This is a genomic window from Streptomyces sp. NBC_00873, assembly GCF_045207415.1.
GTDB lineage: Bacteria > Actinomycetota > Actinomycetes > Streptomycetales > Streptomycetaceae > Streptomyces.
Map to the genome: position 1 here is coordinate 5,875,970 of NZ_CP108803.1, position 23,076 is coordinate 5,899,045.

At 65.8% G+C, this 23,076-nt stretch carries 12 protein-coding genes; 10 read left to right on the forward strand and 2 right to left on the reverse strand.

What is annotated here, in order from left to right:
• Nucleotides 1-200 precede the first annotated feature (200 nt).
• Both OH809_RS27205 and OH809_RS27210 read right to left on the reverse strand, forming a co-directional pair.
• Nucleotides 201-392 carry a DUF397 domain-containing protein gene (locus tag OH809_RS27205; RefSeq protein WP_406515747.1) on the reverse strand — a complete coding sequence of 64 codons (192 nt, stop codon included), beginning with the start codon at nucleotides 390-392 and terminating at the stop codon, nucleotides 201-203.
• Nucleotides 389-1,237: a helix-turn-helix domain-containing protein gene (locus OH809_RS27210; RefSeq protein ID WP_406516286.1), complete on the reverse strand. Its 849-nt coding sequence runs from the start codon at nucleotides 1,235-1,237 to the stop codon at nucleotides 389-391. The genes OH809_RS27205 and OH809_RS27210 overlap by 4 nt, the downstream gene beginning before the upstream one ends.
• Nucleotides 1,238-1,431: 194 nt before the next feature.
• Between OH809_RS27210 and OH809_RS27215 the strand changes: the two genes are divergently transcribed.
• The 10 genes from OH809_RS27215 to OH809_RS27260 all read left to right on the forward strand — a co-directional run bounded on the left by OH809_RS27215 (nucleotide 1,432) and on the right by OH809_RS27260 (nucleotide 23,055).
• Complete coding sequence (locus tag OH809_RS27215) at nucleotides 1,432-2,097, forward strand: ATP-binding protein (RefSeq protein WP_406515748.1); 666 nt, start codon at nucleotides 1,432-1,434, stop codon at nucleotides 2,095-2,097.
• Nucleotides 2,098-2,525: 428 nt separating this feature from the next.
• Nucleotides 2,526-5,183, forward strand: a complete 2,658-nt coding sequence (locus OH809_RS27220; RefSeq protein WP_406515749.1) for an ATP/GTP-binding protein — start codon at nucleotides 2,526-2,528, stop codon at nucleotides 5,181-5,183.
• Nucleotides 5,184-5,187: 4 nt separating this feature from the next.
• Nucleotides 5,188-6,123, forward strand: a complete 936-nt coding sequence (locus tag OH809_RS27225) for a phosphotransferase (protein WP_406515750.1) — start codon at nucleotides 5,188-5,190, stop codon at nucleotides 6,121-6,123.
• Between the two features lie 1,185 nt (nucleotides 6,124-7,308).
• Entirely contained in the window at nucleotides 7,309-12,021 is a 4,713-nt protein-coding gene (locus OH809_RS27230) for a sacsin N-terminal ATP-binding-like domain-containing protein (protein WP_406516287.1), read from the forward strand.
• Complete coding sequence (locus OH809_RS27235; RefSeq protein ID WP_406515751.1) at nucleotides 12,018-13,535, forward strand: NERD domain-containing protein; 1,518 nt, start codon at nucleotides 12,018-12,020, stop codon at nucleotides 13,533-13,535. The genes OH809_RS27230 and OH809_RS27235 overlap by 4 nt, the downstream gene beginning before the upstream one ends.
• Entirely contained in the window at nucleotides 13,532-16,711 is a 3,180-nt protein-coding gene (locus tag OH809_RS27240; protein ID WP_406515752.1) for a helicase-related protein, read from the forward strand. The genes OH809_RS27235 and OH809_RS27240 overlap by 4 nt, the downstream gene beginning before the upstream one ends.
• Nucleotides 16,692-18,494 (forward strand): DrmB family protein, encoded by a 1,803-nt coding sequence (drmB, locus tag OH809_RS27245; RefSeq protein ID WP_406515753.1) that lies wholly within the window; start codon nucleotides 16,692-16,694, stop codon nucleotides 18,492-18,494. The genes OH809_RS27240 and drmB overlap by 20 nt, the downstream gene beginning before the upstream one ends.
• Nucleotides 18,495-19,064: 570 nt before the next feature.
• Entirely contained in the window at nucleotides 19,065-21,176 is a 2,112-nt protein-coding gene (locus tag OH809_RS27250) for a helix-turn-helix domain-containing protein (protein ID WP_406515754.1), read from the forward strand.
• The gene (locus tag OH809_RS27255) at nucleotides 21,173-22,162 is read left to right on the forward strand and encodes a hypothetical protein (protein ID WP_406515755.1); all 990 of its coding nucleotides are present in this window, start codon (nucleotides 21,173-21,175) and stop codon (nucleotides 22,160-22,162) included. Before OH809_RS27250 ends, OH809_RS27255 begins: the two co-directional genes overlap by 4 nt.
• On the forward strand, nucleotides 22,159-23,055 hold the full coding sequence (locus tag OH809_RS27260) for a DUF6339 family protein (protein WP_406515756.1): 897 nt from the start codon (nucleotides 22,159-22,161) through the stop codon (nucleotides 23,053-23,055). Before OH809_RS27255 ends, OH809_RS27260 begins: the two co-directional genes overlap by 4 nt.
• Nucleotides 23,056-23,076: the final 21 nt, after the last annotated feature.

A 23,076-nucleotide genomic window follows, 5' to 3' on the forward strand; every position in this document is an offset into this window, starting at 1 on the left:
CCAAGACCCCACGACGACCGCACATGTCCATCCCGCACCCCCTGCCGCCGCCACTCACGGGCAGACGATCCTCATCCTCGTACGGGGGCGGTGAGGCACGTGATGCGGGGGTGGCCTACGCGCGGTGGGGGCGCGGAGCATGGCACGGCTTGAAGCACCAGATGCCTCTTGAACGGTGGCGAGGTGGATCGGACCCCGACCTACCGGGTGCGCAGTGAAGCGACGAACCGTGCCCACGTTCCAGGGGCTACGGCCATCCAGGGGCCCTGCGGCTGCTTCGAGTCGCGCACCCCGACGGCCGACGGCAGCTCCGCGACCTCGACGCACTCGCCGCCCGCGCCATTGCTGTAACTGCTCTTTCGCCACTGCGGGGCGGTGGGAGACAGGTTCATTGTGCGTGCTCCTCCATGGCTGAACGGATCAGCGCAACTGATCTCTGCGGACTCAGGGCAAGAGCCCTGAGATGGTCAAAAGCCCTCGTGTAGACACTGACGTCGGTCGGGAGTTCCAGGTAGATCGAGTCTGTCAGGCCTTCCCGGTACACCACGTCAGGGTCCTCCTGCTCGGGGAAGCCGAGCACGGTGAAAGGTCCGGTGGTGGGATACGCACCGGCGTCGTACGGGAGAACTTGCACCGTGACGTTCCTCAACTTCGCCATTTCCAGCATACGTTCGAGTTGCGCAGCCATGACCTTTCGATTGCCCATCACATGCATGAGCGCACTCTGGTGGATCACGGACCAGAAGTCGGGCCCCTTCGGATCCATGAGCAGTTGTTGGCGGCGCATGCGTACGTCGATGAGTCGCTCGATTTCCTCATGTGGCAGATCGGGCGTGACGCGGCTTATCGCTGTGGCGTACTCGGGTGTTTGGAGCAGGCCGGGAACGAATTCTCCCTGGTAGGTGCGCATATTGCATGCTGCCTGCTCCAGGCCGACGTACACCGAGAACCACGACGGAACGGCGTCACCGTGCGCGTGCCACCACCCCTTGGTCTTGGAGTCCTTCGCAAGGGACCTCAACAGCTCACGCAGCTCGTCGGACGTGCTGTAGAAGCGGCAGAGCGCATCCACGTCCGAGGGCTGCACTCGCCCCTGGCCGGTCTCCAATCGGTTGACCTTGGATCCGCTCCAGTCGAGCTCCGTGCCGACTTGGTTGCAGGTCAGGCCGCTCTCTTCGCGAAGCTTCTTCAGTTCGATCGCCAGACGTCGGCGGCGAGCAGTGGGTGAACCTGCCACTTCAACACCTCTTTCAGTAGCTGGAGTTACATCCCATCGGAAGTGGCGGTGATCGCCAATCACCCTAAGGAGGGAATCTCACCGTGCACATTGCATATCGGGACGCGAGGTTGGCATTCTCTGACGCGAGACAACTGTGAGTCACTGCTCTTCACGGAAGGTGAAGATGCGGAGGCCTCGCCGGCGAAAGGCGTGTGCTCGTGGTGAACGGAAACGACGGTTGCATGATTCGGAAGCCCTGGGAGCTGCCCTTCCTGGCGGAGCCCGAGGAGGTTGCTGCCCTGAGACGTGTCATGCGGCTGCACCTGCGGTTGTGGGGTCTGTCGGACGTGATCGATGCCGCCGAGATCTGCGTGAGTGAACTGGTGGCGAATGTGATCAGGCACGTCGGTGTGGGGACGCCGAGCACGCTGGTGGTCGAGATGAAGGGCACGCACCTACGGGTGGGACTCCGCGACCCGGACACCCGAGCGCTCCCGACGCTCCTGTCGGTCGGTGCGGAGGCCGAGACGGGACGTGGTCTGGTGTTGTTGGATGCAGTGTCGGATCGTTGGGGCGTGATCCTTGGTGCGGACTTCAAGTTCGTCTGGTGCGATCTGGCGACGCAACTTGATGCGCCCGGCGGACACATCGTTGATCCCAGAGTTGCCAAGAGCGAGGCTTGTCTGACGCTCTACGCGGGCGGAGTGACGGCGGAGAGCCTCAGTTCAGGGCGGACCGGCGCCGCGTTCCAGGAGGAGGCGGCGATCGATCTGATCGCCGACCTCCTCCACTGGCTGCGCGCTCACGGCCATGACCCGGACGAAGCGCTCGACCGGGCCCAGATGCACTTCGAGGCGGAACTGAGTCGAGCTGGATGAAACCGAGATCAGAGCAGCAGCGCCTCGCTGAAGAAACCGATCGACGGGTCCTCCAGAGTCCCGATCAACAATGCTCGGTCGAGGAGTCCTTTGCTGTGCTCGCAGCCGGGTACCGGGCAAGAAGCGGGCGACCCTCATTGTCCTGGTGGATACCTTCGAGGATGTCGGCGATCGCGTGCACCGTGATCTGGAGCGGCTGATCCAGCGCGTGGTGTGGCTCATGCCGAACGCCCTGTTCGTCATCACCGGCCGTAACCGGCTCCAGTGGGACGACCCCAAGCTCGAGGGCCAGCTCGACTGGGCGGGCCCGGACGGGGCGGGCGACGGTGCACGGCCGCGTACGTCACCCCCGTGCGACGCTCCCTTGACTGACGGTCAACATCCCTGGTGGGCTGTTTGTGTTGAGGTTGTCTTCATGGGGGTGCTACGTGGCCAGGTCCGATCTTCGCGCGCTGTTCCGGTCCAACGATCGCGAGCTCAAGGCGGTCGACTTCTTCGCGGACCGGCGTGACGAATGGGCCACCGTCGCGGCCTCCCTTGTACGGCATACCCGATGGGTGCGACAACCCGAGTTCGACGTGGAGGATCTGGAGGCTCCCAGGCGTAACGTCCTCGTCTTCTACGGGGTCGGCGGCATAGGCAAGTCCACGCTGTCACGCGGCGTTGCCGAGCACCTGGTGGACGGCTCCGCACGCGGCGGCGACTGGCCGGCTCTGGACGCTGGGGTCGGACGGGTCTTACCCGTACGCATCGACCTGTCCAACGAATCGGGCGCTGACTTCGAGACGCTGATGCTGGCGCTGCGGCTGGCGGCATCGGAGCTCGGGGAACCCATGCCGGCCTTCGACCTCGCCTTTCAGCGGTACTGGGAGCGCAACCACCCTGGGGAGCCGGTCGACGAGTATCTGCGACGGCGTACCTGGTTCAGCAGGTTCCCCGGGACACGGTCGCTGTCAGGGCAGATGCAGTCGGCGCTGTCCGACATCGCGCAGGCCGTGGCCCTGCCGGGAACCGCGGGCGCGGTGATCGGGCAGGGCGTCGGTGTGGTCGTGCGGGCCCTGCGCGAGCACCGGCAGCAGGTACGCGCTCTCGCGGAGTGCCACCGGCTGCCCGATCTGCTGGAGGCCGACCCGGACCTCGATGCACTGAGCTACTACTCCCATCTGCTGGCCTGGGACCTCAGCCGGGTACCGGACAAGAAGCGAGCCACGCTCGTCGTCCTGCTGGACACCTTCGAGGACGTCGGCGACCGAGTGCACCGCGATCTGGAGCGGCTGATCCAGCGCGTGGTGTGGCTCATGCCGAACGCCCTCTTCATCATCACCGGCCGCAACCGCCTCCAGTGGGACGACCCCAAGCTCGAAGGCCAGCTCGACTGGGCGGGCCCGGAGTGCTGGCCGCTGCTGGTCGGCGGTGCCAGCGAGGAACCGCGACAGCACACCGTCGGCTACCTCTCGGCGGAGGACTGCGAGATCTACCTGTGCGAGCGACTGACCATCGCCGGACAACCGCTGATGGACGACCGCACCCGCCACCTGATCACCGCGAACTCCCATGGCCTGCCGCTCTACCTCGACCTGGCGGTCATGCGGTTCCTCGACCTCTACCGCCGCCACGACCGCGCCCCGGCCCCCGGCGAGTTCAACCTCGACTTCCCCGCCCTTGTCGCGCGTACGTTCCGTGACCTCACCCCGGACGTACGCCGCGTCCTGCGAGCCGTGAGCCTGCTGGACTCCTTCTCGGTGGAACTGGCCACCGCCGCAGCCGGCCTCGACCACGACGCCCCCGCCCTCGACCTGATCGAGCGGCCGTTCGTCGACACCGACCCCGGTGCACCCTGGCGGTACCGGCTGCACAACCTTGTGCGCGACGTAGTGCGGGAAGCCGACCACACGAGCGAGGACCGGTGGAGCGAGGCGGACTGGCAGCGCGCGGCCCGCCGCACCTTCACCGCACTCGGCCGCGAAGCAACCGGTGACGACCGCAACCGCCTCGTGGCCGCACTGCGGCAGGGCCTGCGCCTGGCCCGCGACTACCGGCTGGACCTGGGATGGCTGGCCGACGCTGCGTTCCGGTACGTGGACGACTTCATCTGGGAGCCCATCGAACTCCCGGTCTTGGACGAGAGCGGCGGGGACACGATTGGCACGCCCGCCGAAGCGCTGGCCGTGACGCTCTCGGCGATCGCCCAACGACAGCGCGAACACCGAGGACGCACGGCGGACCGACTGCGTGCGGTCCTGGCTTCGGACCAACTCCCCGAGGCACTGCGCGAGCTGCCGCGCTACTTCCTCGCGGAATGCGAGCGCGACCTGGGGCACTTCGACGACTCGCTGGACGGGATGCGCCAGGTCGCCGATGCCGGAGGCCGTCTCGCCCCCACGGCCGCACGCGGCCTGGTGCACCTGGCCCGCCGGGTCGGCCGGTTCGAACGCGTACGTATCGCAGTCGACGCCCTCGGGCCGGAGGGCCGGGCCGACCGGGCCCGAGGCGACCTGTGGTGGACGCAGGGCAACATCGGACCAGCCTGCTCCGCCTACGCCGCGGGCCGCGACGAGGCACTCCACCTCGACCAGCCGGGCGAGGCAGCACTCTCCCAGGCGTGCCTGGCCTTCGCCGCCGCTTTCCAGGACCGTCCCCGCGCCGCGGAACAGATCGCCCGCGCCGAGGACATGCTCGGCGGGGTGTCGATCCGCTGGGCGGACATCCAGACCGCCATCGCCACGCTCGTACGGGACGCCGGTGTTGCCGCTGACCTCCCGCAGCGCGCCGAGGACACAGTCACCCGCGCCCGTGAGGCGGGACTCACGTCCTCCATCGCCTACATCCGCCTCGCGGTCTGCCTGCACTTCCTGGTGCTCGGACGCCCCGACCTGCTGGACGAAGCGAGGGGGCGGCTGCGCGCGTGCGTACGCGGGGAGGAGTTCGCCTACCTGGCAGAACTCTCGTACCTGATGGCCGACGAGGAGCCGCCGGTCGACCTACCCCGAGCGCGGTGGCTGGACGGACATGCCTCCGTACAGGCACGCTGGGTCGCGATCGTCGAAGATCGGCGCCGGGAGGCTGCCGCGATCAGAGGAGAATGAGCCGGTGGCGAAGTACACCACGCTGGAACAGATCGACCTGCCGGCCGTGGCCGACAGCTACGGCCTCGACGATCCGCGGCTCGCCCCGCTGTCGGGCGGCGCGGCCAACTCCAGCTTCCGCCTCTCCACCACCTCCGCCGAATTCGTCCTGACCATCCTCGACAACCACGACACGGCAAGCGCCGAGTCCCTGGCAGCCCACACCCAGGCGCTGTTCCTCCTGGGCGTGCCGACCAGCGCGGTCGTACCTGCCACCGACGGGTCTCTCATCACACACCTCGACGGCCGACCGGTGCTCCTCAAGGCTTGGACCGAGGGACGGGTGGAGCAGCCGCTACCGGTGACGCTCCTGCCCGAAGCGGGCCGTATCCTCGCCCAACTGCACGCGCTCTCACCGCAGTCACCGGGCCTCACCGACATCCCGGTCGGCACCCGCCGCCTCTCGGCCGACCACGAGGCCCTCATCCCGGGCCTCCCGGACGGGGACTTCGCCGCCTGGCTCACCGATCAGCTCAGCCGCATCCACTGGGCCGAAGCGACGAGCCGACGCCCGCGCACGGTCACGCACGGAGACCTCTTCGACGACAACATCATCGTGCGGACCGACGGCAGCCTCACCGTCCTCGACTGGGAGACCATCTCCCTCGACGACCCGCTGCTCGACCTCGGCATGGCGGCGGTGGGCCTGGCCCAGGAAAACGGCGAACTGGCACCGGAGCGAGTGAAGGCCCTGGTCGCCGGCTACGAGCAGATCGCCCCGCTCTCGGAGGAGGACGTGGCGGCGCTCCCCGGGGAGATCACTCATGCGGCGCTGATCATCGCTTTCCACCGCTACTACCGGCACCACGTGCGCTTCCCGGACCCGAGCAAAGCTACGTACCACCTGGAGATGATCAGGTTCGTGGAGTCGGTGGAGGGTGCTGTCCAGGTACGCGGCTGACGGAACCGGGCAGGGCGAAGACCACTCCCCACCCATCCTCCGAAGCCGAGCCGCCAGCTGAACCGGAGCCACCGTCCACCACGCTGAACCGGCCCAACTGGCCCGGGCCGAGCGGGTCCTGCTCTCGCTGCGCCACTCCCGTCGCGAACTGCACCTGGGAATGCATGAGGCCCGCGCACTGGCCGTGGAGGCAATCAAATGGCTGGAGCGCGGCCTGAGTGAGTCCGACCTGCGACAGGCGCTGCTGACCGAACCTCCGGAAGGCGGCGTGCAGCTTGGCGGTCGGCCGGCTCGGCTGCGGCGACGATACGCAGCCCGGCGGGGCGCCACTCCGTCGGCTCCCAGCACCGCGTCCGACCCGGCACGGTCGACTGTGCCACCCGCGTTGTCCGGCCCCCCGAGAGCGCAGCCCCGACATCCCCGGCGTCCTCGGTTTGAGCCTCCGCCTCCTCGTCGGCACCGACCGCGCAGAGCGGCGGAGACCTCGCCGAGGTCGGCAGCGGCGCACCCGTCGGCCCGCTGTCCGCGACGGCCGTCGCGCTGGTCGCTTCCTGGTGTTCCGCCGTCGCAAGGAACAGCAACAGCACTGACGCGCCTGCGCTCCCGTGTTCGCACTCCGCAATGCGAGCACGGGAGCACTGTGCTGCGAAGTCCTGTTCACGTGGCACGAGATGAAGTCGTGCGCTACGGCGAAGAAGTCACGTGTGTGTCCGACTGCACATGAAGTGACTTGTGGTTGTGCACCAACACCGAGCGAGGGCCTGCATCACCAGTGGAAGACTCAGCGCGCCAGGTCTCCGCCAACCTCGACATGGGTGGCGAGGCGCCCGGAACCATCAGCGACTGCAAAGACCTGAAGCTCTTCAGGGGCCACAGCGCCACGAGTGACCGAGCCAGCGGTGCGGCTGGCCCTCGCCGAGCGGACGGGCGCAGCTCACGATTTGTCTCCACCAGACGGTATGCGAATGTTCGTCACAGGTTCCTATCTCCTACCTCAAGGAACCGATCTGGTGGTAAAAAAATCTAATCGTGTCGGTGGCTGGGTCTACAGTCCGTGGCAGGTTGATGGTGCGTGACGTGACGCATTGTCGAGGTACATGGCGTTCTACGTTCGGGAGCCACGTAGGTGCAGGTCTGGCAGTGGTGCGTTGCGGTGTCGGCAGCCGAGGCGGTGCAGTCGTGACGATGAAGAGTGCCGAGTGGGTCCCCGACGCGGGGTTGGTCCGTGAGGTTGACGACCTCTTCAGGCGGGCGATCGAGTCGTATCGTGCGAATCCGAACCTGATCACGGAGCACGCCAACCACGAGGAGTCCATACGCGTCGGTGGTTACTCCAACCGCACGCTTCTGGAATTGGTGCAGAACGCGGCCGACGCGATGTCGGGGACTGCCGAATACGAGGAGGGGGCCGGACGCGTCGAGATTGTCCTCGACGTCGACCACCAGACTCTGTACTGCGCGAACGCCGGTCGTCCGTTCTCGAGAAGTGGCCTTACGGCCATCGCTCACGCACACCTCAGTGGCAAGAGGGGTGACGAGATCGGGCGGTTCGGGCTCGGGTTCAAGTCGGTGCTGGCCGTCACCGACGCCCCGCAGGTCTTCAGCCGATCGATCTCCTTCGAGTTCAACTCCGCCAAGGCCAAGGAGTCGTACGCCTCGATCGGGTCGGCGGCCAGAAGGTTTCCCGTCCTGCGGACCATTACGCGGATCGACGCCGAGGCCGAGTTCGACAAGGATCCGATTCTCGACGAGCTCGCTCAGTGGGCGACGACGATCGTCAGGTTGCCCCACGCCTCCAAGTTGGAGAGCCTCACGAAGGAGATCGAGGAGTTCCGCTCCGAGTTCCTCCTCTTCATCAACGCGGTCCGCGAGGTTAGGCTCCGAGTGATCGGGACGGACAACGACTTCGATACGAGCCACGTGTCACGCCGCCTGGGCGACGGCCGGTTCCGCATCGAGCGTCCGGAGGGCAGCCACGATGACTGGTACGTCGAGGACCGGATGCACACCCCCAGCCCCGAGGCCCGGACCGAGGTCGGTGAGGCGGTTTCGCGTGGCCAGGTAAAGGTCACGGTTGCCATGCCCGCGCGCAACACCCAGCTGAGGTTGGGAGAGTTCTGGTCGTACTTTCCGCTCCAGGACAGGACTTCTGCGTCCGCCCTCTTCAACGCGCCCTGGAGCGTGAACGACGACCGAACCACGCTGCTGGAGAACGACTACAACCGGGAGATCCTCGTGGCTCTCTCGAAGATGTTCGTCGACATGTTGCCCAAGGTCTCCTCTGGTGACGATCCGGCCGCGCATCTGGACTACATGCCTGCGCGTGGTCGTGAGACCCACTCGTTGGGCGACGACGTTCTCTGTGCTCATGTTCCGCACCTCGGAGCCAAGGAAGCACTGGTACCCGACGCGACCGGCACCTTGCGCATGGCTCTGGACCTCCGCCCCTTGGACTTCGGAGTCAGCGCGTCCGAGGCGGACCACGAAGAGTGGATCAAATCACCCAACACCCGTGAGAACGTGCCGCATTGGCGTTGCTACACCAACAAGCAGCGCGTGACGCGTCTACGGCAGCTGTACATCAACAGCGTCGACCCCGATTTCACGGACCGGCGGTCCAGGGACGAAATGAGGGCGCTGGAGCAGGCCCCCCAAAGGGGAGTCCTGTCGTGGCTGCGTGAGTGGGCCGACGGAAACGACGCACGGTCGGCCGCGCAGGCGCTCGAGTTCGTCGTGCAGAACCCAAAGGTCGAGGGCATCAACTCCGCGAAGGTCATTCCGACGACCGCCGGTATGTGTTCCATCAAGGACCGTGGCCACGTCTTCCTCAGGGGCCTCGAGGACGATGTCGAAGGGGCGAGCTTCGTCCGCCCGGACTTCCTCGCGCTCCCCGGTGTCGAGAAGAAGCTCACCGACAAGGGGTTCCGGGAGCTCGATCCGATGGCGATCTTCGAGGCCAGGATGGCCAAGCTGTCGCCGGAACCGGAAGGCGACGAACTCCCGAAGTTCTGGGAGGCTGCCAAGGAAGTGCCCGTGACGCAGGCGCAGAAGGTTGTCGTCGGCAGTAAGGCGGGGGGCTTCAGGGTCCCGACCTGCGACGGTGGTTGGGCGCTGCCCGAGCAGGTGCTGGACATCGATGGTCTTGGCGACAGCATTCCCGAGCGGACGCTGGACCGGTCGCGATGCGTTGTGCAGCTTGCGCACGAGGCAGGAGTTGTTCACGCTCCGCGGAAGTCCTATTCGGTCGACGACGAGATCTACTTCCAGGAGTACGGCGATTACGTCCTGGACGAGCTCAACAGGCGACTCGGGCCCGGTGAGCGCGCCGTCGAGCGGGTGGAGTTCGACAAGAACGATGGGCCCGGTCCGTTCTCGGTGCTCCTCATGTTGGAGGAGGCGCAGGCATCCCCCAGCATTCGGGAGACGTGGTCGGTCCAGCTGCTCGGGTTCGAGGAGGACGGCTACTGGACCTGTGAAGAAAGCGACACGGGCAACAGGTACCGAGTGATTTCCCCCGTCCGGTGGGCCGTGGAACGGGCGGGTCTGCTCAATTCGACTCGCGGCCACCGAGAACCTCGCAAGGTGGTATCGGCCTCGCTCGTCACGTTCGAGGCCCTGTTGCCCCTCTTCCGGGGACCGCGGCGCGTCGAGGATCTCCTGGAACTGCCGAAGGTGCTCAAGGATGTCCCGGCCGAGGTGCTGCGTGAGGCGCTCAACGCTGAATTCGTCAATCCAGCGATCAAGGATCCGACACTAACGGCGTTCGTCCTCACCGCCGGCGAGATCGGTTACCCCAATGCTTATCCTCCGCTGATCCCTGCCCGAGTGGGGCGCGCCGTCGAGGCGAAGCGGCCAGACGCGGTGTACCTGGCGACGACCGAGGAGGAGCGCGCGCTCCTCCGTGAGAGGCACAAGCCGTTTCTGTGGGCGGCTCAGGACGAGGTGGTGCTGCTGGTCGAGGCGGTCGGATGTCGCCGTTTCGAGGACAGTTTCTCCTTCTCGTTGTTGGTCGACGGTCGGCAGGACGGGGAGCGGGTCATCGACGTGTACACCGGTCTTCGTTCGATGTTTGTCGACGACAAGGTCATGAACGCGTCCGTGGCCAAGGCCGTGCACATTGCAAAGCGCGTGACCACGGAAGACGGAGTCGAGGACAAGTCGCTCGATTGGCATCTCGACGGGTTGACGCTGGTCGTTCGTGCGGACCTCGATGAACGACGCGTCCTGGACATCCTCAACGAGGCATTCGGTCTCCAGCTCACGAACGCGGAGATGAGCGATGTCCTTCAAGAAGGCATCGAGCAGCGACTCGAGGAGCAACGGCAGTCTGCACGTGCGGCGTCCAGTGATGCAGAACGTCTCGAGATCCTTCTCGGCGAGGACACGTTGAAGGACAACCTGCCGAAGGGACTCTGGCAGGCGCTGCAGAGTCAGGGCCTGGTGGATAGGACGACGTCCGTCGGCGACCTCTTCCTGACCGTCTATGGAAGTGACTCCATCACGCACCTCGCAGCTGAGTTCAGGGCCGAGGGGTACCCGGACGTTCCCACGACATGGGCAGGCGGGGCGTCGACGATCGCTTGGCTCCGCAAGATGGGGTTCGGAGCCAAGTACGCCGGGCGCCGAACCCATCGCCAGGACGAGGAATTCGTCGTGCCCGGCGCTGTGAAGCTCAACTCTCTTCACGACTTCCAGAAGGACATCAGTCGCCAACTGCGAGAGGTCCTGACGTCTCGAGACGCGGAGGGTCGCCACCGTAAAGGCATGGTGGAACTACCGACGGGAGCGGGAAAGACCCGCGTTGCCACCGAAACCGTGCTGCGGCTCTTCATCGAGGGCGAGATGCGCGGAACTGTCCTGTGGATCGCGCAGTCGGAGGAACTCTGCGAGCAGGCGGTGCAGACGTTCAGCACTGTTTGGCGTGGGCTCGGCGACGAGCGTCCCTTGACGATCGGAAGGCTGTGGCACACCAACGTCGTCCATGAGCCCGACACCGAGTTCAGCGTGGTCGTGGCCACGGACGCCAAGCTCAACAAGCTGGTCGGCTCCGCCGAGTACGAATGGCTGAGCCGCCCCCGCGCTGTCTTCGTCGACGAGGCACATCGAGCAGGCGGGTCGCCGATGTATACGAAGATCCTCAGGTGGCTGGGGGTCGACGGCCGCAATTGGAAGCGCCCCCTGGTGGGCATCTCGGCTACGCCGTTCAAGGGCAGGCCCGATGCCGACTCCCAGCAGACGGCCGACTTGGTCGCTCGCTTCGGCACGCACAAGATGGCGGCGTTCGACGGCAATCCTTACGACGAACTGTCGAAGATCGGCGTGCTCGCTCGGGTCGAGCACGAGGTGCTCACCGGCATGAAGGTGACGCTGGAGCCGGACGAGCTCGCCCAGGTGGAGTCCATGCGCAAGCTCGAGCCCAAGGTTCTCGACCGCATTGGCCGTGACCAGGCGCGCATGAGGATTCTCGTCGACCACATTCTGAGCCGGGACCCGGAGTGGCCCATCCTCGTGTTCACCCCCAATGTGCTGTCCGCCCAGGTGCTTGCGGCGACGCTTCGCTATCGAGGTGTCGCATCCGAAGCAGTCAGTGGTCAGACCGGACGGCAGGAGCGCCGTGATGTCATTCAGAGGTTCAAGGACCGTGAGATCCGGGTTCTCGCGAACTGCGACCTGTTGATCCAGGGCTTCGACGCCCCCGGTGTCCGGGCCCTGTATATCGCGAGACCGACGTTCAGCCCCAGCGCCTACATCCAGATGGCAGGCCGAGGTCTGCGCGGTCCGGCGAACGGTGGCAAGCCCGAGTGCCTGATCGTGGACGTCGCCGACAACTTCGGAGCAGTCAACGACTTCCTTGGATACAGGGCCTACGAGGACCTCTGGCGAAAGCAGGGCGCGTGATACTCATACCGGATCTCTCCGACATAGAGGCAACAGCCACCAGCAACGCCGAACGACGGGTGGCCCGGCTCCTGCGGGCTGTCGAGGGACCCCAGGACGCGGTCGCCTTCTACTCCGTCAAGCTGCGCAGCCACGAGATCAAGCAGCAGGCGGAGGCCGACTTCATCGTGCTCTGGGGCGGCGTCGTGATTCTCATCGAGGTCAAGGGCGGGGGCGTTGGGAAGCACAACGGAGTCTGGTACACGATTGACCGCCGTGGCGACTGGAACAGGTTGCGCGAGTCCCCGATGGACCAGGCGCAGTCGGCCATGTACGCGTTGCGCAAGATACTTCAGGAAGAACGGGTCGGTTGGTTCGCGGCCGAGGCGGTTGCTCTCACCCCGGACATCGAATCCCCTCCCGCAGCCGTCGGGTGGCAGGAGAGCCATTGGTGGGCCAAGGACCGGATGAGCATCGCCGGGATGACAGAGGCCTTTCAAACAGTCGCGAGCGCTGCCAGAACCGCTCCTCGGGGGATCAGAATCGCGACCCCTGAGGTTCTACGGGCTCGGCTCTTTGGTGAGTTCACGCGCGTGCCGGTGATCGATGCGCAGCGGGGCGCGGTTATAGAGGAGCAGAACCTGGCGACGGAGGGCCAGGCCCGGGTCTTGGCGGCGCTTTCCCGCAATCCGAGGATGCTCGTCTTCGGCGGCGCGGGGACCGGAAAGTCTCTGGTGCTCGCGGAAGGCGCGAAGCAGGAGGCCGGGCAGGGGAGATCGGTTCTCATAACCTTCCACTCGCCCGCGCTCGTCGACTTCTTCGGGCCGCGGATCGAGGGGAGGGACATCGATCTCCTTCCCTTCGCCGATCTGTCTGGTGACAAGCAGTACGACGTCGTCTTCGTCGACGAGGCACAGGACCTCATGAACGCCGAAGGCATGGACGCACTCGACTCCGTGATCCGCGGTGGCCGTGAACGCGGTCGGTGGAGGATGTTCCTCGACCCCAACAATCAGGCGCGTGTGGACGGCGAATTCGATCCGGATGTCTGCGAGCTGGTGCAGCAGGAGGCGCTGCAGTACGACTTGGACCGCAACGTGCGCAACACCCGGGCGATCGTCCATGTTGTGCAGGAGTATCTGGGCGCAGATGTCGGGGACCCGGCCATAGTCAATGGCGAGCGGGTGGCATGGCGGTGGTCGGCCGGACCGGCCGATGTCTCCGAGACCGAGGCCGTGGCGCGGGAACTCGTGGCGAACGGGGCCGGTCGGAACGACATCTGGCTCATCAGTGTCTCGTCGAATGGCGAACCGTTCAGGAGCAAGGCGGGATTCCTGGTGACGAATCCACGGTTCGCCAAGGGGTTGGAAGCAGAACACGTCATCGTCTGCGACCTGCCACAGGAATACGACGACCGTGCAGTGGCCGCCTTCTACGTGGCCATCACAAGGGCCCGCGTCACGCTCCACGTGGTCGCCTCCAAGGAAGACAAGAAGCGGCTCCAGGACCTTCTCCGAAAGCAGGTTGGCAAGTGAACCTCACCGCGGCCCAGAAGGAGGCCCTGCGACACCTCCGGGCGTCCTACGTCGGGCCTGAGGGGGGAGACGAGGAGGTCACGGCGAACCTCCCCCAACGGCAGTACGCCGTCGGCATGCTGTTTCCCGTCGAGGAGTCGGATGAGCACTCTGGCGGCAAGGACACGGACGACGAGGAAATCCCCCCGGACGTTTCCGAGGGTGACGTTGAAGAGAACGCTGCCCAGGTGCCCCTGGCCGAGGACTGGAAGCCGTCCTCCGTCGCGATAACCTTTGTCACCGACGGCGACTCCGTCGACGTCGACTTCTCGTGCGGCACGTATGCCCCCGTCGGCGGGGACGGTCCGCCGAGGTGGCAGCGCAGTCGGTTCTCCAAGGACGATCTCGCACTCCCGCGAGGCAGCGCGCCCGTGCATCTGGTCGTCGGTGGTATCAAGGTCCAGGTCGGAGCACGTTGGCGTGACTTCGGAAGCAACTCATTGGTCACCGTGCATGTTCGCAACCTGGCCGAGTCCACCGGTGACGACCGGCTCGACGTTCCTCTGACGCTGTTCCAGGTCCGGTTGAAGGTCGCGCCGTCTGCCGAGGCGGAAATCCTGGAGTACGTCACGACGCGTTCCTTCGACTCCGATCGGGAGGCCGCCGAGCTGCGTCTGCGGTACCAGAAAAGGAAGGTCTATGCGGTCGGGCACGGAATGGCCGCGGACTGGGACTTTACGGAGGGCCGTTGCACCCGTGTCTTTCTCGAGCCCGCGCCCGCGTTCGTGGTTCCTGCCGTCGAGACCACGGGCTTCGACATGGGGACGCCGGAGGCCAAGTCCCTAATGTTGGCTCACCTCGAGCAGATCGACACGGATCCTGAGGCGGTGCTTCGGGTCTTGGAGGCTTTCGTCGATGCCTTCGCCGATTGGGCCGACCGGCAGATGGAACGAGCCGGAGCCTTCGGCGACGACGAGGACGTGGCAGTCCGAATCGCCAGGCGTTCCCAGGACGCCGTCGACAGGATGAGGGAGGGCGTGGACCTCCTTGGAGCGCCGGAAGGGCAGGAACTCCGAAGGGCTTTCTCGCTCGGCATGGCCGCCATGCGCCTCCAGATGCGGCAGGCGAGGATCAACCGTGGAGAACCCGAGGACGAGGTGCCGGAGCCGGAATGGCGCCCGTTCCAACTCGGCTTCCTCCTCGTGTCGTTGGCGTCCACCGTAGACGCCGAGCACGAGCACCGGGACCTCGTGGACCTCATCTGGTTCCCGACGGGCGGTGGCAAGACCGAGGCGTACCTGGGCCTTGCCGCGATTGAGATCTTCCGGCGAAGGCTCGCCCACGGCCTGGCGGGCGGAGGGACCGCGGTCATCACTCGGTACACGTTGCGGTTGCTGACCGCCCAGCAGTTCCAGCGTGCAGCCGCGTTGATCTGCGCCATGGAGAAACTGCGTGCCACGGACGAGCGCGCGAAGGGGATGGCGCCGTTCTCGATCGGCCTCTGGGTGGGCAACGAAGTCACCCCCGGCACGCGTGGAGACGCGCGGGACGCCCTCAAGCGGCTTCAGAAGGCCGCGCGTCCGGAGGAGGCGAACGAGTTCCAGGTCGAGAGCTGCCCGTGGTGCCTGACGCCGATGGTGCCGGAGCTCAGGAGCGGCAAGCCGCAGGACTACGGCATGCGTCTGGAGGGCAGGGATGTCGTGCTGCACTGCGTCGACGAGTCGTGCGAGTTCGCTGGCGAACTTCCACTCGCCGTCGTCGACGAGGTGCTGTACGAGGAACCACCCACGATCCTCCTGGCCACGGTCGACAAATTCGCACGTTTGCAGTTCAGGCCCGAAGCCGGAAGGCTGCTGGGTCTGGGGACCAACCACAGGCAGCCCTCCATGGTCATCCAGGACGAGCTGCACCTGCTCTCGGGGCCGCTCGGCACCACCGTCGCCGTGTTCGACGCGGTGATCCAGCTCCTGCTCGGCCGAACGGGTTCTAGCCCCAAGATCGTCGCGTCGACGGCCACCATCCGTGCGTCCGAGGAACAGGTGCAGGGGCTCTACGGTCGGGACGTCGCCCTGTATCCCCCGTCCGGACTCGACGACGATCGGACCTTCTTCTCCCGCCCGGTGGAGAGCGGAGAAGGACGTCTCTACGTGGGCCTGATGCCCCAGTCGGTGTCGCAGCCGTCGGCCGTCATCGCCGCGGTCACCCCCATGGTGGAGATGCCGGAAGCGCTGGCCGCCCGTGCCCCGTCCGCCGCCTCGCGGGACGCCTACTGGACGCTGGTCATGTATCACAACAGTCTTCGTGAGCTCGGGCGTACCGGGACGCTGGTCGTTGACGACGTCAACGGCCGGCTCGAGCCTCGCGCGGAGCGATTCGGCTTCCCGCTCCGGCCTGTCAGGGCGGGGAAAGTCCTCGAGCTCACGAGTCGCCGCGGAGCGGAGGAACTGCCGAACGATCTCCGTGCGCTGCGTGTCAGGGTCGACGAGTCGCCGGATGCCGTCGATGTGGTTCTCTCGTCGAACATGCTCTCCGTCGGCATCGACATCCCGAGGCTCGCGTTGATGCTCATGGTGGGCCAGCCGAAGACCACAGCCGAGTACATCCAGGCCACCAGCCGGGTCGGACGTGGCGACATCAACGGGGTCGTCGTCACGCTGTTCAGGTCGAGTCGAGCCCGCGACCGGTCCCACTTCGAGACCTTCCGCGGCTACCACGAGGCGCTGTATCGCAGTGTGGAGCCCACGAGTGTCACCCCGTGGTCGTTGTCCTCACGCGACAGGTCCCTGGCCGGCGCACTCGTCGCACTGCTGAGGCAGTCGTTCACTCCGCTCGCCCCGAATGACGAGGCGGGTCGTCTCGACCTAGGCGACGTCAGGCTTCGCAAAGCGGTCGAAGGAATCGTGGACCGGTTCCTGGGCTACGTGCACCGTTCCGACGGGTCGGAAGCGACCGACACGAGGCATGCGGTGTGGAGCCTTCTGAAGGACTGGGATCGTCGGGCGGAACTGGCACGGGACTCGGACGAGCCCCTGTACTACCAGCGGACGAAGAAGGAACAGGCAGCTCTGTTGAAGAGGTTCGGACAGTCCGGAGAAGGATGGCTCGTCGCAGATTCGATGAGGTCGGTCGAGCCCAGCGTGGTAGTTGAGGTCCAGGAACCGCAGGAGGAGGTGCTCGATGGAGAAGATCAGGCATGACCTGCGGCTCTCCGAGACGATCTCGCCCTTCGGCGTAGGTGCGATTGTCGATATCCGAGGCGAGTCCCTCATGGCGCCGGACACGTCCTGGTGGGACACGAAATTTGCCCCGGAGATCAGCTGTGAGCGCCTTATGGCGAGGCTCGGAGCCGGAAAGCTGAGGCAACCTCCGGCGCATGCGGGCCGTGCTGGCAAGGAAACACCCGCGTTGCCCTACTGGCGCTTTCCGGCATGGAGGTTCTGCGAGCGCTGTGACAAGCTCACGAAGCTGACCGGGAAGAAGAAGGGCAAGTGGAGCAACACCTGCGAGTGCGGCGGCATGCTCGTGCCGATGCGATACATCGCCGTCTGCGAAAAGGGCAGCCACGTCCGGGACATCCCCTGGTTCAAGTGGGCGCACCGGGGACCTGCGGCCAGTAAGAGCGAAGCCGTTCGCTTCTGTCGTGACTACAAGGCGCTCAGGTTCCACAAGCTGGCCAAGCGCGGCGAAGGCCTCGCGTCACTGGTGGTCAAGTGCTACGGGTGCGGCAATTCACGCTCCTTCGCGGAACTGGTGGCCAAGGGTGCCCTGACGCGAGACGGGATCCGCTGCGAGGGGCGTCAGTCCTGGGAGCCGAAGAGTTCGGTCAAGGAGCCCTGCCCCCACGAACTGGTTGCTGTGCAGCGCGGTGCCACGGGCAACTACATCGCCCAGACCATCTCGGCGCTCGACATACCGGAGGAACGCCCGCCGTCCGTGGAAGCGGCCGACAAGATCCGTGGGCATGCCTTGTTCGCAAAAGTCGTGGCGGACAACGGCGGACCCTTGGCGGAGACGGGGGCACAGTGGATTGCCCAAGATCTCGGCGTGACACCGGAAACCGTCCTGGCCGTCGCGACGGGAGAGGAGAACACCGCCGGGGAGATGTTGCTCGACCTCAAGGACGGTGAGTGGGCGGCGTTCTTGAAGAAACTCAACGCAGGACGTGACGGCAGCGGCAGCGACTTCGTCGTCGACGGGCGAAGCCTCGAAGGCGTGCCAGGGCCCACGAGTCTGATCAGCAGGATCAACGGAATCGGACAGGTACGTCGGGTGCGGGAAGTCCGTGCTCTGCGAGGATTCCGGCGCCATGACGCGGAAGCGGCGTTGATCGGCGTCGACCTGGGGGCGAACCAGAAGTACGAGCCCGTCTATCCGGCGATCGAGCTGTTCGGAGAAGGCATCTTCCTACGGTTCGACGAGGCGAAGCTGGCCGCTTGGGAGGCGCAGACGGGGGTACAGGCACGTGCCGGCATCCTCAAGGCGCGCAGGGCCGACTCTCCGCTGGCCGGTCGCCTCGACGTGCCGGAGCCCAGGTTCGTGGCCCTTCACACGCTGGCGCACCTGCTCATCCGTCGATTGGCGTTCGCGAGTGGCTATGCGTCTGCCGCGTTGCAGGAGCGCATCTACGCCAACTCCGACCGTACCGATAAGACTGCGGGGATCCTGATCTACACCGCGGCAGGGGACGCGCAGGGAACGCTGGGCGGGCTCGTCAGGCTCGGGGACCCGGACAAGCTGATTTCCCTTCTGGTGGCGGCGCTTGAGGACGCGGACTTCTGTTCCAACGACCCTGTCTGTATTGAGAGTGACCGACAGGGAGCCTCACAGCTCAATCTCTCGGCCTGCCACGGCTGTTCCCTCGTGAGCGAGACGTCCTGCGAAACCGGCAACCGGCTGCTGGATCGACAACTGGTCCTCGGCGGACGCGACGTGACGGGACTGCTGGACGACGTGCTGGCGGAAGTCCGGCGGCCCGGGTGACTTGAAGTGGCCGTTCTGGGGCCCGGAGCGGGATGCTTGGGGCCCCAGAACGGCCACCCTCAGCTGCCAGCATGATGTGGTGGCCCGCCTCGTGTTCTGGGAGCAGGAACAGGCAGTCAGAACCAGATCCGGAGAGCTCACACGCGAAGGACCCCCGCGCGAATCAATTGCGCCGATGTGACCGAGGGGTCGATTCTATCGTGAGGTTCTGTCGGAGCTTGCGTGTCCCGAGTCTCGAAGACGTTCAAGTCACGTAATTTCAGACGTGTTTGGTGCCTTCTGCGGCGCGTCCATTGCGGATCCTGCGTAGCGCCGGTCACGGTCCCAAGTGTTCCATGAAGATTCTGTCCCGCCAGCGTGTGGCGTTTGTCGATGCGGGTGGGATTACTTGCGTATGTCAGGAATGGTGTGCACAATTTAGGATTTGGTGCCTGTGTCATGGTTTGGCGGGTCGGTGCGGGATGACTGTAGCGCCAAGTGATGTCAAACAACCTTGCCGCATACTTCGACTGTCAAATGCGCGTGTACCGTTCTGAGTTCCGAGGGCAACGTGGCAGCTGAGGAGCGGTGATGGTGGGCATCGGTGAGGAGTTCGGCCCGTGGCTTTCACGGCAGTTGAAGCGGGCGGACATGAACCAGCAGGATCTGGCCCAGCAGATCGGCCTGACACGTGCGGCTGTGTCGGCATGGATCACAGGCAGGGCTGTCCCTCGTGATGAGACGATGCGGGCGATCGCGGACGCGCTCGGCACCGACCACGGGACCATTCATACCCGAACCTCGGACGCGGTCATCGGCCGCCCCGTCTCCTGGTACCACCGTCCCGCGTACGCGGATGGTGGCAGGGATTTCGGTAACACCGCAGCCTTTGCGTTCGAGGCCGATCTGGAGGTCCTCGCCCGCGAGGCGACACAGAATAGCCTCGATGAGAGGCTGGACCGGACCAAGCCCGTACGGGTCCGATACACGCTGCACGAGCTGACCGGGGAGCCGCTGGCGCGCTTCCGTGAGGCGATCGGGTGGGACGACCTCTATCCCCACTACGAAACTACAGCTGCCCAGGAGCAAAAGGTCGGCCGCGTGATCGCAGAGGGCCTCCGCGAGATGAGCGAGCGCGATCGGCTCGTACTGCTCCGAGTCGACGACTACAACGCGTCGGGTCTCACAGGTGACGACTACGAGGACGGGCGCTTCGCTGCCGTTGTCCGACGTCAGCTCGACAGCCACAAGTCCGATTCCAGCGCCGGAGGGTCATACGGTCTGGGAAAGGCCACCCTCTGGGCCGCGAGCCGGCTCGGCATGGTGCTGATCAACTCCACGCTCTCGGTGCCTCACGAGGGACGCACCGAACGGCGCCTCATCGGGCGCCTCGACCTGCCCTGGCGCGTGGTCGACGGCGAGCGGTGGGCCGGGCCTGCGTGGCTCGGCGAGATGGACACCGCATCGGGCACGGAGAACATCGCCCGTTCGTGGTGGGCGGACAGCGAAACGGTGGAGCGACTGCACCTCGCCCGGGAGAACTCAGAACCCGGGACCTCCTTCCTGATCGTCGGAGCCCATGATGTGGCCGGGCTGGTCAACGAAACGTCTGCCGAGAGCAGTGACGACGACGATTCTGTACAGACCATGCACGAGCGGCTCGTGCGGGCATTGGCCAAGAATTTTTGGGCGGCCATGACCGCAGGCAGAACCACGGCGCCGCTCCTGGAGGCGTCGGTCAGGACCTTGCGTAACGGGCAGGTGCTGATCGACGACGAACGCGTGGAACCGCAACTTGCGCAACCATCTCGCACCCGGGCGCTCAGGGCCTACCTGGACGGCGAAACCGTCGACCGACTGACGGAGATCGACCAGGTAGCCATGGTCAAGGTGCCGTTGCAGGTCCCTGCTCACCGAGGCGGTCGCGGCACGATGGAGCATGAGTCCGTCCTCCTGGTCACCTCGGCCGAGGACGGCGACGGCAAGCCCAACCATGTGGTCGCGATGCGCGGTAACCGCATGACGATCAAGTCGACCAGGGTGCCGGATCTTCCCCTCGGAACCAACGCCTTCCAGGCCGTGCTTCTCGCCGGTCACGCGGCGGGGGACGAGGCCGTGAACGCGGACCTTGCGGAAGCCTTCCTCCGAGCTTCCGAGCCTCCCGAGCACAACAAATGGGGCCGGACCGACGAGCTGCGTGTCACGTACTCGCCGACGGCACACCGGCGGATCGTCGATTTCACGCGCGTCTCGAACGCTGCGGTACGTGAACTCGTAGGTCGAGCACGGGAGAAAAGTCAGGACGGCCCCAAGGCATTGCGCGACCTACTGCGACTAGACGTCGCCCCGCCCTCAGCCGCCCGTGGCGGCGGGGTACCGACAATCCGCGGACTGGACGCAGAAATCGACTCGTCGGGTGCCTGGCAGATCAAGGCCGAGGTCAAACTGCCAGTGAGTGAGGACCCCTGGACGTTGAGTCCGGTCGCGAAGTTCGATGTGCGATCCGGCGGCCGACCGACCGTGCAATGGGCAGAGATCGTGGCAGGGCAGAACTGCGAATTGGTGGACGGTTCGCTGCGCTTCAAGCCCGGTGTACGTACTGCCTCCTTCAGCGCGATCACCGATGCGTCCAGTCATCCGGTCCGAGCTCAGTTGGCAGGCCTGATCGTAGAGCTTCAGAAGACGAAGGAGGTCGCCGCATGAGGGTCTTCCCCTACAAGAGGCCGGTCGGTGAGATCTCCTTCCGGGTTACGAGCGTGCGACAGGAGCGTGAGGGGCACTACCAGCACGACCTGGAGACCACCGCCTTCTCCACCCAGGAGAGAGTCGTCGCCCTCCACCGAGTGGAACGGGACGACTGGGAGAGCGTGCGCCTCGGCATTTCGGCGTCCCTGCCGGACCGTGAGCTGGTCGAAGGCCCATGGGCCGACGTGTCGGCTGTCGCCGTTCTCACGGAGAAGGCCACCAACTCACGTACCACCGTGCAACTTCAGCAGGGACCCGGCACAGGGGCGGCATGGACCGGTCATCTCCGTTTCTGGCGCTCGGCGTACCGCAATCGGGCAGATCTGTCCGTGATGGTCATCGCCACCGTGGACGGTGTGCGCGGGCGGCTCATCGGGCAGGCGGAGGACAACTGGCTGGTGGACCTGACGGCCCAGACGCCGGCTCGGCAGCGCGAAATGGAGGTCAGCGAGGTCGACTTCCACACCGGCCCTGACTGGCTGCGCCCGTTCCGTGACGCCCCCTGGTTGGTGGAGACCTCCGGAGACATGCCCACGGTTCACCTGAACACGGGTTTCGATGGGATCTCCGATCTTCTCAACTCCGGCGGAAGCGCCCTGGAGAAGGCGGTGCGGGACATGCTGGCGGCACAGATCGCCACAGACGTCTGGACTGCCGTGTTCCACTCTGCAGTCAGTGACCTTGAAGTGGACGAGCACGGCAGCCCGCAGTGGCCCGGCGGCTGGCGGGGCGCGGTACTCCGGGGCATGCTCACCGACGTGCTTCCCAACCACTCGGAGACCGACGCACTGAGGGAGATCCATGCCCGGCGCAAGGAGTCGTCCGGCTGGAACGAGCTCCAACCCCGTATCAATTACGCGGCCGTCCGGCGCGCCAAGGTCGCGAAGAACCTTGGCACGGCCATCCGGGTCCTCGACGTATCCCAGAGGGGGAGCAAGGCATGACCGACAGGCCCCAGCATCTGCCGGAGCGGCTGGCGTTGCTCTCCGACATCAATGCGGCGAAGTACTTGAGCATGGGCGTGCTCTCCGGCCAGGAGAACCCGCCTCACATCGCCCTGAACAAGGTCTCCGAGCCGCTGTCCCCGCTGCCCGGCGCGGACGCACGCCTTGACGTCGGTGGCGTGCGGGATCTGATCGACGATGTGATGCACCTCTACCAGGAGGACACGCGGACCAAGGCGGACGCGTGGCTCGCACCCCGCCTGCATGCTGACCTGCGTCTGACACGGAGAGACGCCGCCGACGGGCGTCTGTGGAATTTCCTGGCCCTGGCCGTTGCACCCGATTACGTGATCTGGCGGCACCTGCCCGCCAAGGGCAAGGACGGCGTCGCGCCGCGAGTCGTCGCGAGCCGGTTCCAAGGGTTCCATTACACACAGGCATTCGCTCGCCTGTGGTGGGCCGCCGAACTTTTCCGTGACGGCTCCGACTACCGACCGGTAGAGGTGGCTTGCGGCAACCAGGATGTGCTCAACACCGTGATGCGGCTCGACATCATCGATCACCGGCCCACGGCACAGGCTCTGATACGACTCGTCGGCCGGGGCATCGTGCGCACGGGTCGTCAGGTCAACGGTTTGGCAGTCGTGGCTAACACGGCTGCCAGCACGCTGATGTACGACGTGATCGCCGAGGACGAGCAGTGGGACGGCACGTTGCTGGACGCCTGGATCCGTGAGGCAGATTCGGCGCCGCCGGTGTCCCGATACTCCCTGCCGGAGGGGCCGCCCGACGGTTCCGTGCCGGAGAAATCGGTGGACGCGCTCGCCGAACACTTTGAGGAACTGTTCGCGGACGCGCGGGTACGCGGACGGATCGTCGACTACGAGGGCTGACCTCACGGGCCGCCCGGTCGA